Origin of the sequence: Cellulomonas sp. HZM (genome assembly GCF_000708885.1) — a bacterium.
In the GTDB taxonomy this organism is placed as follows: Bacteria; Actinomycetota; Actinomycetes; order Actinomycetales; family Cellulomonadaceae; genus Cellulomonas.
In genome coordinates this window covers 1-11722 of sequence record NZ_JEOE01000011.1, presented here as the reverse complement: position 1 = coordinate 11722, position 11722 = coordinate 1, and the positions used below count along the sequence as shown (strand labels likewise).

Below are 11722 nucleotides of genomic sequence, written 5' to 3'. Positions count from 1 at the left end.
ACCGACGTCACGCAGCGACGCGGGTGTCACCGGTGCGGGTGCGGTCGCCCGCGCGCCGGCGCGGCGGACGGTGCCGCCCCCGGCGTGCGCGGGCCGCCTGCAACCCGTCGACGATGCGCTCGCGGTGGTACGCCAGCTCGACGTCCGCGGTCCGTGCCCAGAGCTCGATCATCGTGCTCTCCTCCCGTGCTGCCCTCATGGATCCGACACCACGACACTGGTCGTGAGGTGGGGTCCGCCGGATCGGGCGACCGCCCATGCATGGACCCTGAGGAGTTCGGTCCGCGCGACTGAGGTACCTCACAGCCGGGTCGTTGACGCCGACGGGGTCGACCGTCACGATCCGGGTGTGACGCAGCACGCCGGCCGCGAGTCGTGGGCCCTGCACGTCGTCGACCTGTTCGTCTACGTCGTCGTCCTCAACCTGACGACGCAGCTCGTGCCGTCGGTGCTGACGGAGTCGTTCGCGGTCTCGCTGCTGACGGCGGTCCTGCTCAAGGTGGTGCTCGAGCTTGTGGTCGCTGTCAAGACTCGCCTCGTCGCTCGCCTGCGTGCCGCCCGAACGGCCACTCGTCGGGCCGTGTCCGCGGGCATGCTCCTGCTGGTGCTTCCGGGCTCGAAGCTGCTGGTGCTCGAGGCGGTCGACGTGGTCTTCGGCGACCGCGTCAGCCTCGGCGGCTTCGTCCCGGTCACGGGCCTGATCGCCGTGCTGATGCTTGCCCGCGTGGGTGTGCGCCGGATCCTGGGCGTGCAGGCGGAAGGAGCCACGGTCGACACGCTCGCGGTGCCGGACCTGCGGGGGCATTGACGGGAGAATCGTGGCATGGACGCATCGAAGGCACTACGCGGGTTGGGCGCGCTCGTGGCGGGCAGCGATCCCGCGGAACGTACTGCCGCACTCGTCTCGACGGCCGCCACCGGGGCCTCCTTCATGCCCGGCCTGCTGGCGCGCGACGGCCGCGACCAGGCTGTCGCCACCGGGTTGGTCGCGGCGACCGAGTACGGGCTGGTCGTGACGTCGCAGTCGGTGTCGGTCGCGATCGCGCGACACCTCGTCGGCGACGACGGCAGCGCGTCGGCGCGCGCGCGGCGGTTCGCGGTGCAGGCGGGCGCCGGGCTGGTGCTCGCGGCTGCGGGGGCCTTGGTCGAGAAGGCCGTCCCTCCGCGGCACGGTGAGCGCGTGCGACGCGCCGCCGTCCGGACGCTCGGCCGGCGCACGTTCCGCGTCGGCCTCTCGGGCGTCGCGGTCTCGGCGCTCGCGTCCGCCGACGCGCGCACGGACGGACGTCACGGCGGGCTGCGTGCGCTGTCCGCGAGCGCCGGGCTCGTGGCGGGCACCGCGCTGGCCGCGACGCAGATCCGCAGGTTCCGGGCCGACGACGAGCACGAGGCCGCGCGGCTCGCACCCGCGACCGACCCGCTGACCGGCAGCACGGGCGACGACACGGCGCCTGCGACCGTGCCGCTGCCGCCGCTCGCGCGCTCGCTCGCGCTGGGCGCCGCGGTCAACGTGGGGCTGCAGTCGTTCGCCGCGCTCGAGGGACTGTTCGCGCGTTCCGTGAGCGCGGGCGTCCGGCGCGTCGCCCCCGGGGCCGGACGCACCGCGGGAGCCGTAGGCCACGCGGTGGCGCTCGGTGCGACGGTCGCGGGGGCGTACGCCGCGGTCGAGTACGCGCTGCGGACGGCCGAGGCGGGCGGTGCCGCGATCGACGCGGCGTACACGAGCCCGCCGACCGGTGCGAACGTCAGCGGCGGACCGGCGTCTTCGATCGAGTGGCCGTCGTTGTCGCGCGAGGGCGTGCGCTTCGTCAACATGGCGTTGACCTCGAAGGACATCGCCGAGGTGACGGGCGTGCCGCAGGACCGGGTCCGCGAGCCGGTGCGCGCCTTCGCGGGGTTGGCCAGCGCGCCGACGGTCGACGCCCGGGTCGACCTCGTGATGCGTGACCTCGAGCAGCTCGGCGCGTTCGAGCGCAGCGTCATCTGCGTCGCGTCGCCCACGGGCACCGGCTACGTGAACTACGTGGCCGTCGAGACGCTCGAGTACCTCACGCGCGGCGACTGCGCGACGGTCGCGCTGCAGTACTCGCTGCGGCCGTCGTTCCTGTCTCTCGACCGGGTCGCGATGGGCCGTGAGCAGAACCGTGCGCTGCTGCACGCGCTCACGTGGCGACTGCGCGGCATCCCCGAGGACCGGCGGCCGCGCCTCGTCGGGTTCGGCGAGTCGCTCGGCGCGCACACGCTGCAGGACGCGTTCCTGCACGAGGGCGTGCGCGGCCTGCAGCGCGTGGGCATGGACCGCGCGCTGTTCGTCGGGACGCCTGCCGGCAGCGCGTGGGCGCGGCAGTGGCGGCTCGACCCGGAGCACGACGACCCGGACGGCCAGGCCGTCGAGGTCGCGTCGTGGGAGCAGTGGCGCGCGCAGGACGACGAGCGTCGCGCGGCCCAGCGCTACGTCCTGCTCTCGCACGACGAGGACCCGATCACCAAGTTCGACGTCGCGCTCGCGGTGCAGCAGCCCTCGTGGCTCGGCCCGGTCGACGAGCGTCCCGACGGGGTGTCCCGGCGTTCGCACTGGTACCCGCTCGTGTCGTTCGTGCTGACCCTGGTCGACCTGAAGAACGCGACGGCCTCGGTCCCCGGCGTGTTCGTCGCGCGCGGGCACGACTACCGGGCGGACCTCGCGCGCATGGTCGCGGCGGCGTACGGCCTGGACGTGGCCGACGACGAGCTCGAGCGGATCGAGCACGCGCTGCGCACGCGTGAGGCGGCATGGGCCGAGCGACGACTCGTCGCCGAGCAGCTGCACCGTGCCCGTGAGGCGGTGCAGCGCCAGCTCGACGGGTGGGGGACCGCTCCGGCGGCGCCGTAGGCGCTCAGGCCGCGCCGGACGATCGGCGCGGGACGACGACGAGCACGGCGACCGCGACGACCGCACCGACGACGGTCGCCGTGACGCGCTCGAACGCCAGGGTGGTCGGGTCGCCGGGTGCGGCGAGCGTCGTCATGAGCAACGCCATCGGCGTGATCGTCAGCATCGCGACGCCGTAGTGACGCATCACGACGATCTCCGTCACGAGCTGCAGCACCACGACGAGCGCCGCGACCGCCCAGAACCCCAGGTGCGCCTCGAGCAGCGGCCACGCGACGACCGCGCCGATCGCCGTCCCGGCGGCTCGCTGCGTGCCGCGCACCACCGAGTGCGCGGCCGACGTGCCCTGCAGGGTCGCGGTCGCACCCATGACCGCCCACGCTGCGTGCCCGGTGCCCGCGAGGACCGCGAGCGCCCCGGCGGCGAGGCCCGCGACGAGGACGCGTGCGAGCTCGCGGCCGTCGACGCGGCGGACCTCCACGGCGAGCGTGGCGCGCAGCGTGCGCCGACGCGGCAGGGGGAGCGGGGGGTCGCCGAGCGCCGACGAGAGGTCGTCGCACACCATACGGAGGTCGGCGGTCGCGGAGCGTCCGCGTGGGTGCGATGCGTCGTCGGCCAGGACGTCGCGGGCGCGTCCGACGAGGGCGAGCGCGTGCTCGCGGGGGCCCGGCAGCCCGGTGCTGGCCGCGGAGCGGGTGGCGTCGGCCGCGCGCCGCACCGCGATGCGCGCGGGGCCCGCCGGGTGCACGAGCCATCCGGAGCAGCAGACGGCCCAGGCGACGACCGCGCCGCCGAGGGTCGCGAGCGCACGCGTTCCGAGGTCCGAGGCCGTGGGCGCGCCCGCGAGCCCGGCCCCGACGGCGAAGACCACGATCGTCGCTCCCGGTGCCCCGACGCGCAGGAGCGCGCAGAGCGCGGTCATGGCCGTGGCCACGAGCGCAGCGAGGAGCACCGTCACCGACACGGGTGCCCCCGTCGCGGCGACGCCGGTGCTGGCGACGACGGTCGCGGCGATCGCCCCGCCCATGACGGCGAGCAGCGCCGCACGCCGCCGGTAGGGCTCCCACCGGCCGTACAGCGAGGTCAAAGCGCCCATCGCGGCGAAGCCGGCCAGCTCTCGGTGGCCCGTGAGCGCGCTCGCGGCGACCGCGACCGCGACGGCGGCTGCGCACCGGACGGCCGCGGCGGCGGTCGAGTCCGCCGGTGTGGTGCGCAGGGCGGCCCGCAGGTGTGCGGGGTCGAGCACGGTGCGGGCGGAGGCGGCGAAGGAGACGGTCATCGTGAGCGATGATAGTTCACCAGTAAATCAATCGTGAAATGATAGCGTCGCCCGCATGGATGCGGTCGAGCGCGCGCGTGCGCAGTGGGCCGGGCACCGGCCCGACGTGGACACCACGGGGATGGCGGTCGCCGCGCGCGTCCGACGGCTCGCGGCGCTGCTCGAGCGCGCGCACGACGACGGGCTCGGGACCCACGGCGTGACGACGGGCGAGTTCGAGGTTCTGGCCGCGTTGCGCCGGGCCGACCGCCCGCTGCGCGCGCACGAGGTCGCCACGCTCACCGCGAGCCCCGGCGCGACGCTCACCAAGCGGCTCGACCGCCTCGGGGCCGCGGGCCTCGTCGTCCGCGAGACCCTGGCGCGCGACCGCCGCGGCGTGCTCGTCTCGCTGTCCGACGAGGGGCGCTCGCTCGTCGACGCCGCGTTCCCCGAGCAGGCGTCCCGAGAGCTCGCCGTCCTGTCCGGCCTGGACGACGACGAGCGCGCCACCCTGACGGACCTGCTGACCCGCGTGCTGGCGACGGCCGAGCGCGGCTGACGACCTCACCGTTCTCGCTCGTGTGGCACCGTCGTCGTCATGAGCACTCAGGACTCCCGCACGCAGTACGAACGCATGGTCGCCGGCGACTGGTACGAGGCCGACGCCGAGATCCACGCCCTCACGACCGCCGCCGCGGCGCGCTCGGAGCGCTTCGCCGAAGCGGTGCGCTCGGGGGCCGACGACGCCGAGGACCGGCTGCGCGAGCTGCTCGGCTCGCTCGGAGAGGGCTCCTGGATCCGGCCGCCGCTGCACGTCGACCTCGGCGTGCACCTGCACCTCGGTGACCGCTCCTTCGTCAACTTCGGCCTCGTGGCGCTCGACGTCGCGCACATCCGCATCGGCGACGACACCAAGATCGGCCCGAACGTCCAGCTCCTCACGCCGATCCACCCGGTCGACCCCGACCCGCGCCGCGCGAAGCTGGAGGCGGCGAAGCCGATCACGATCGGCAACAACGTGTGGCTCGGCGGCGGGGTGATCGTGTGCCCGGGCGTGACCATCGGCGACGACACCGTGGTGGGCGCGGGGTCCGTGGTGGTGCGGGACCTGCCCGCGCGCGTGCTCGCGGTGGGGAACCCGGCGCGGGTGGTGCGCTCGATCTGAGCCGGGCTCGTGCTGGGAGCGGACGACGGGAATCGAACCCGCGTAGCCAGTTTGGAAGACTGGGGCTCTACCATTGAGCTACGTCCGCGCAGGTCGTGGCGCCGTGGCGCGCTGACCGCGGCACCAAGGCTACCGGCTGCGCGGGGGTGCGCGGTCCACAGGTCTCCGAGGCACGTCGCCGTGCCGGCCCCGGGGGTTGACCCCCGTCCGAGACGGGCACACGCACCACAGACTGCGCCTCGTCGTGTGCCCAGGATGGATCAGGTCCGGCGGACCGCTGCTCGGATCTGATCGACGATCAGCGGATCGAGTCCGGACGGACGGCCACCGGCATGACGCAGACCACCTCCCGTACCCAGAGCGCCCCTCCTGACCGCAGGTCGGCGCAGCAGCCCCCACGTGACGGCCTCACCACCCGCGTGGCGATGTGGAGCGCGACCCACCGCTGGACCGCGATCGCCCTGTGGGCCGTGATGGTCGTCGCGCTCGCGGGGATCAGCGCGCTGGTCGCGCCGCGCGAGGCGACGAGCCTCGACCTCGGGGTCGGCGAGTCGGGACGCGCCGCGCAGGTCGCGGCCGACGCCGGCTACCCGTCGCCCGTCGTCGAGAACGTGCTCGTGACGTCCCGGTCCGGCGCCCTCGACGAGCAGGAGGCCGACGTGGTCGCCACCGCGCTGTCCAGCCGCCTCGGGACGCTGACGTCCGTGGCGGACGTTGCGCAGCCGGTGCCGTCCGACGACGGGTCGGCGGTGCTCGTGCAGGTCACGATGGCCGGCGACGAGACGAGCGCCGCCGCCGGGGTGGCCGACGTCGAGGACGTCGTTCGCGGCGTGCAGGAGGACCACCCCGACCTGAACTTCGGGGAGACCGGCAGCGCGTCGGTGAACGCCGAGCTCCAGGAATGGCTCGGCACGCAGCTCGGCAAGGCGACGACGCTGAGCGTGCCGCTGACGCTCGTCATCCTGCTGATCGTCTTCGGGTCGCTCGTCATGGCGACCGTCCCCGTCGTCCTGGGCCTGTCGTCGGTCGCCGCGGGGCTCGGGCTGTGGGCGGCCGCGTCGCACCTGCTGCCCGACCCGGGCACGGTCACCGACCTGCTGGTGCTCGTCGGGATGGCCGTCGGCGTCGACTACTCCCTGTTCTACCTGCGCCGGTTCCGCGAGGAGAAGCGGCGCCCGGGCGGGCGGGGGAGCGATGTCGACGCGATCCGGGTCGCGGCGCGCACGGCCGGGCACTCGGTCGTCGTCTCGGGCTGCGCGGTGGTCCTGTCCATGGCGGGGCTGTTCCTCGCCGGTGACTCGTCGTTCGGGGCGATGGCGACGGGGTCGATCCTCGTGGTGCTCGTCGCGCTCGTCTCGTCGGTGACCGTGCTCCCGGCGCTGCTCGCGGTGCTCGGCCGGTGGTCCGAGCGTCCGCGGGTCCCGGTGCTGTGGCGGCTTGGCGGGCGAGAGCCGCGTCTCGTGCCGGCCGTGCTCCGCCCCGTCCTGCGGCGGCCTCTCGCGGCGACCGTGGTCTCCGTCGTCGGGCTCCTCGCGCTCGCCGCGCCGGTGCTCGGGATCTCGCTCGAGTCCGACGACACGAACGACCTGCCCTCCACGCTGCCGACCGTGCAGACCTACGACCGTCTCGTCGCGCTGTTCCCGCAGGGTTCCCCGCCGAGCGTCGTCGTCACCCACGTCCAGCCCGGCCAGCAGGACGCGCTGCGCACGCAGGTCGACGCGCTGCGCACCGCCGTCGCGGCGGACACCGACGCGCTCGCGGGGTCGCAGCAGCCGTGGTTCTCGCCCGACGGCCGGACCGCGGTGGTGCTCGTCGCACCCGCGCTGGCCGACGCCGCGGTCAACGCCGACGACCCGGGAGCGGCCGCCGTCACCGCCCTGCGCGACACGATCGTGCCCCGGACCGTCGGAACGATCGCGGGCGCGACGGCCGACGTCGGCGGCGACGCGGCCGCGGGCACGGACTACACGGCGAACCTGCGCCGCGCGGTGCCGGTCGTGGGGTCGGCGGTCCTCGCACTGACGTTCCTCGTGATGCTCGTCGCGTTCCGGTCGGTGGCCGTGGCGGGGCTCACCGTCGTGCTCAACCTGCTGTCGATGGCCGCGACGTTCGGCGTGCTGGCCGCGGTGTTCCAGGGCTCGTGGGCGCAGGGGGTGCTCGACTTCACGTCGACCGGGCACGTCGTCGCATGGGTGCCGCTGCTGCTGTTCGTCGTCCTGTCCGGCCTCTCGCTCGACTACCACGTGTTCGTCGTGAGCCGGATCCGGGAGAACGCCGCGCGCGGCATGTCGACGCGGGACGCGATCCTCGACGGGGTCTCGCGCACGGCCGGGACCATCACGAGCGCCGCGGCGGTCATGGTCGGGGTGTTCTCGCTGTTCGGCGTGCTCGGTTTCATCGAGCTCAAGCAGTTCGGGGTGGGGCTCGTCGTGGGCGTCGTGCTCGACGCGACGATCATCCGGCTGGTGGTGCTGCCCGCGACGATGATGCTCGCGCGGTGGGTGCTGTGGTGGCCGGGGACGCCGGTGCCGCCTCGGGAGACGGCTGCGGTCGCGTAGGGGCCGGGCCGGTACGATCCCGTGCAGCAGCGTGCGACCGGTCCCCGGGGCCGGTCGCACGCGGCACGGGATGTGGCGCAGGTTGGTAGCGCGTCCGCTTTGGGAGCGGAAGGTCGTGGGTTCGAATCCCGCCATCCCGACGTCGTCCCCGCGTGGCCCCGCCGCCCGTGCTGCACAGACCTTCACAGGATCGGCCCGCACCGTGCGCGAGCCTGCCGCCGGACGTCCCGGGCCGGGCACCTAGCGTCACGTCGTGTGACCCGTCCCCGCCTGGCCGTCGCGCTCGCCGTCCTCGTCGCCCTCGGCCTCGTGCTCGCCACCCGGTTCACCGGCGCGCTCGTCGACGCCGCGGGGGACGCCGCCTACGCCGCGGCGGTCACGCTCGCCGTCCTGCTCGTCGCGCCGCGGCTGGACGTGCGCGCCGCCGGTGCGGTCGCGCTCGCGGTGTGCTGGATCGTCGAGCTCGCGCAGCTCACCGGGGGACCGGCATGGGTCGTCGCTCGGGTGCCGCCGGCCCGGTTCGTGCTCGGTACGACGTTCGTCGCGACCGACCTGATCGCTTACGCAGTCGGTGTGGTCGTCGTGGTCGCAGCAGGACGTGCGACTTCGCGGCGGCGTGTCCCCGTGGCGTAGCATCGAGGGTCGCGTGCGCGAACCCCGACCCGTCGTCATGACGTCCACGGCCGCGCTGCGCCTCTCACGTGCCCGTCGTCGGACCCGCCACGACGGACCCCTGACCAGTTGGAGACCATCGAAGTGAAGAGCGCCGTCGAGACCCTGGAGCCCACGAAGGTCAAGCTGACCGTCGAGGTGACGTACGACGAGCTCAAGCCGAGCATCGACCACGCGTACGAGCACATCGCGCGTGACATCTCGATCCCCGGCTTCCGCAAGGGCAAGGTGCCCCCGCGCATCATCGACCAGCGCGTCGGCCGCCCCGCGGTCATCGAGCACGCGGTCAACGAGGGCCTGTCCGGCTTCTACGCCGAGGCCGTGCGCGAGAACGACCTGCGCCCCATGGGCCAGCCCGAGGTCGAGGTCACCAAGGTCCCCGGCCTGGTCCCCGGCGAGGAGACCGGCGAGCTGCACTTCAGCGCCGAGGTCGAGGTCCGCCCCGAGGTCGAGGTCCCCGCGCTCGACGGCCTGAAGGTCACGGTCGACAGCCCGCGGGTCACCGACGAGGACGTCGAGGGTCGCCTGGACGCGCTGCGCGAGCGCTTCGGCACGCTCGTGGGCGTCGACCGTCCGGCCGCCGAGGGCGACTTCGTCGTCATCGACCTGGTCGCGGCCATCGGCGACGAGCAGGTCGACAACGTCTCCGGCGTGAGCTACCAGATCGGCTCGGGCAACATGCTCGCGGGCCTCGACGAGGCGCTCACGGGTCTGTCGGCCGGCGAGACGACGTCGTTCGAGACGGCCCTCGCGGGCGGCGAGCACGAGGGCGAGCAGGCGCAGGTCACGGTGACCGCGACGACGGTCAAGGAGCGCCAGCTCCCCGACGCCGACGACGACTTCGCGCAGCTCGCCTCGGAGTTCGACACGCTCGACGAGCTCAAGGACGACCTGCGCGAGCAGGCCACGACGACGAAGGCCTCGAACCAGGCCGTCCAGGCGCGCGACCTGCTGCTCGAGCAGCTCCTCGCCGCCACCGACATCCCGGTCCCGACCGGCGTCGTCGAGGCCGAGGTGCACCGCCACCTCGAGTCGGAGAACCGCCTCGAGGACGACGAGCACCGCGCCGAGGTCACCGAGCAGGCGACCACCGCGCTGCGCAACCAGATCCTGCTCGACACGCTGGCCGAGAAGCTCGAGGTCAAGGTGTCGCAGGGCGAGCTCGTCGACTACCTCGTGAGCGCGTCGCGCCAGTACGGCGTGGACCCGAACACGTTCATCCAGTCGCTCGACCAGGGCGGTCAGATCCCGGCGATGGTCGCCGAGGTCGCGCGCTCCAAGGCGCTCGCGCTCGCGCTGCGCGAGGTCACGGTGACCGACGCCGACGGCGGCGCCGTCGACCTGTCCGAGTTCATCGGCTCCGACGAGGAGGACGCGGCCGAGGAGGCCGCGGCCCAGGCCGCGGGCGGTGCCGCGGACATCTCGTCCGTCGCCGACGCGACGGACGAGGCCGACGTCCTCGACGAGGCCGACACCAAGGCCTGACGCACGACCCTCACAGGGCCCGGTACCGCCTCGGCGGTACCGGGCCCTGTGCCGTCCCTGCGCGGGGTCGCGGCAGGCTCGCGCGGGTGACGAGGACGGCACGTCGTGCGCCGTGAGCGAAACGGGCCGGACCGGGAGCGGACGCCCGTGCCGGTCGCGTTAGGGTCGCTGCAGCGCACGGCCCCAGGGGCTGCACGCAGGACACAGCAGACGTCAGACGGAGGAGCCTTCGTGAACGAGCACGTGCCGCCGATGGGCCGGACGGAGACCCAGGGCCTGGGCCTCAACGACAGCATCTACAACCGCCTGCTGCGCGAGCGCATCATCTGGCTCGGCTCCGAGGTCCGCGACGAGAACGCGAACGCCATCTGCGCGCAGATGATGCTGCTCGCGGCGGAGGACCCGGACAAGGACATCTGGCTGTACATCAACTCGCCCGGCGGCTCGATCACCGCGGGCATGGCGATCTACGACACCATGCAGTACATCAAGCCCGACGTCGCGACGATCGCGATGGGCATGGCCGCCTCGATGGGCCAGTTCCTGCTCTCGTCGGGGGCCAAGGGCAAGCGCTACGCGCTGCCGCACGCCCGCGTGATGATGCACCAGCCCTCGGGCGGGATCGGCGGCACCGCGACCGACGTACGGATCAACGCGCAGCTCATCCTGCACATGAAGACGGTGCTCGCGGAGCTCACGGCCGAGCAGACGGGCAAGCCCGTCGAGCAGATCAACTCGGACGCGGACCGCGACCGGTGGTTCACCGCCCAGGAGGCGCTCGAGTACGGGTTCATCGACCACGTCGTGGAGTCGGCCGGCTCGGTCACCGGCGGCGGCGGCACGGCCTGACCCGCCCGCCCCCTTCGACGACGGATACGACAGGAGACACACCGTGAGCATGGAGTCCCAGTTCATCGCCCGCGCCGGGCGCCTGGCGGGCCCGGGCGGGCTCGCACCGGCCTCGCCGTCGAGCCGGTACGTGCTGCCGCAGTTCGAGGAGCGCACGGCCTACGGCTTCAAGCGCCAGGACCCGTACACCAAGCTCTTCGAGGACCGCATCGTGTTCCTCGGCGTGCAGGTGGACGACGCGTCGGCCGACGACGTCATGGCACAGCTGCTGGTGCTCGAGGGCACCGACCCCGACCGTGACATCACGATCTACATCAACTCGCCCGGTGGCTCGTTCACGGCGCTGACCGCGATCTACGACACGATGCAGTACATCAAGCCGCAGATCATGACCGTGTGCCTCGGCCAGGCGGCCTCCGCCGCAGCGGTGCTGCTCGCCGCGGGCTCGCCCGGCAAGCGCCTCGCGCTGCCGAACGCGCGCGTGCTGATCCACCAGCCCGCGATGGAGGGCGGCGGCTACGCGCAGGCCTCGGACATCGAGATCCACGCCAACGAGCTGATCCGCATGCGCGAGTGGCTCGAGGAGACGCTCGCCCACCACACGGGGCGCGACCTGGAGCAGGTCCGCAAGGACATCGAGCGGGACAAGATCCTCACCGCCAAGCAGGCGCTCGAGTACGGGATCGTCGACCAGGTGCTCGCGAGCCGCAAGGGTGCGCAGCCCACGGTCGTCGAACCCAAGGCGATCGAGGGCTGACCTCGGCGGGGGCGGCGGGGGGGCGCCCCCCGGCGCGCCCCCGCCGTCCGTCCGTCTCGGGCCTGTTCGGGGGACACGCCGCCCCCCCCCCCCCCGGGGCCCCGCC

At 73.7% G+C, this 11722-nt stretch carries 11 protein-coding genes and 2 tRNA genes; 10 read left to right on the top strand and 3 right to left on the bottom strand.

Annotated features, from left to right (window positions below; genetic code table 11):
• Positions 1-7: 7 nt before the first annotated feature.
• On the bottom strand, positions 8-172 hold the full coding sequence (locus tag AW16_RS18400; RefSeq protein WP_156044109.1) for a hypothetical protein: 165 nt from the start codon (positions 170-172) through the stop codon (positions 8-10).
• Between the two features lie 177 nt (positions 173-349).
• On the opposite strand from AW16_RS18400, the gene AW16_RS0107865 reads away from it, so the two are divergent.
• Complete coding sequence (locus AW16_RS0107865) at positions 350-808, top strand: hypothetical protein (protein ID WP_051681772.1); 459 nt, start codon at positions 350-352, stop codon at positions 806-808.
• 15 nt (positions 809-823) lie between these two features.
• Positions 824-2872 carry an alpha/beta-hydrolase family protein gene (locus AW16_RS0107860; RefSeq protein WP_156044108.1) on the top strand — a complete coding sequence of 683 codons (2049 nt, stop codon included), beginning with the start codon at positions 824-826 and terminating at the stop codon, positions 2870-2872.
• 4 nt (positions 2873-2876) lie between these two features.
• Here AW16_RS0107860 and AW16_RS0107855 read toward each other — a convergent pair whose 3' ends face one another.
• Positions 2877-4151, bottom strand: coding sequence for an FUSC family protein (locus AW16_RS0107855; protein WP_029289434.1), 1275 nt, complete (start codon positions 4149-4151; stop codon positions 2877-2879).
• Positions 4152-4206: 55 nt separating this feature from the next.
• Between AW16_RS0107855 and AW16_RS0107850 the strand changes: the two genes are divergently transcribed.
• Positions 4207-4689, top strand: a complete 483-nt coding sequence (locus AW16_RS0107850) for a MarR family winged helix-turn-helix transcriptional regulator (RefSeq protein WP_029289432.1) — start codon at positions 4207-4209, stop codon at positions 4687-4689.
• Between the two features lie 39 nt (positions 4690-4728).
• Positions 4729-5295: a sugar O-acetyltransferase gene (locus tag AW16_RS0107845; protein ID WP_029289430.1), complete on the top strand. Its 567-nt coding sequence runs from the start codon at positions 4729-4731 to the stop codon at positions 5293-5295.
• A 17-nt stretch (positions 5296-5312) separates the two neighbouring features.
• Here AW16_RS0107845 and AW16_RS0107840 read toward each other — a convergent pair.
• Positions 5313-5383 (bottom strand) — tRNA-Gly (locus AW16_RS0107840).
• Between the two features lie 244 nt (positions 5384-5627).
• Here AW16_RS0107840 and AW16_RS0107835 point away from each other — a divergent pair.
• The 6 genes from AW16_RS0107835 (at position 5628) to AW16_RS0107810 (ending at position 11616) form a co-directional block, all read left to right on the top strand.
• Complete coding sequence (locus AW16_RS0107835; RefSeq protein WP_081861531.1) at positions 5628-7853, top strand: MMPL family transporter; 2226 nt, start codon at positions 5628-5630, stop codon at positions 7851-7853.
• A 66-nt stretch (positions 7854-7919) separates the two neighbouring features.
• Positions 7920-7993 (top strand) — tRNA-Pro (locus AW16_RS0107830).
• A 115-nt stretch (positions 7994-8108) separates the two neighbouring features.
• On the top strand, positions 8109-8486 hold the full coding sequence (locus AW16_RS0107825; RefSeq protein WP_029289426.1) for a DUF2809 domain-containing protein: 378 nt from the start codon (positions 8109-8111) through the stop codon (positions 8484-8486).
• Between the two features lie 123 nt (positions 8487-8609).
• On the top strand, positions 8610-10010 hold the full coding sequence (gene tig / locus AW16_RS0107820; protein WP_034648415.1) for a trigger factor: 1401 nt from the start codon (positions 8610-8612) through the stop codon (positions 10008-10010).
• A gap of 252 nt (positions 10011-10262) precedes the next feature.
• Positions 10263-10859, top strand: a complete 597-nt coding sequence (locus AW16_RS0107815; RefSeq protein WP_197021589.1) for an ATP-dependent Clp protease proteolytic subunit — start codon at positions 10263-10265, stop codon at positions 10857-10859.
• A 43-nt stretch (positions 10860-10902) separates the two neighbouring features.
• A complete protein-coding gene (locus tag AW16_RS0107810) occupies positions 10903-11616 on the top strand; it encodes an ATP-dependent Clp protease proteolytic subunit (protein WP_029289420.1) in 714 nt (237 codons plus the stop codon).
• The last annotated feature ends 106 nt before the right edge of the window (positions 11617-11722 follow it).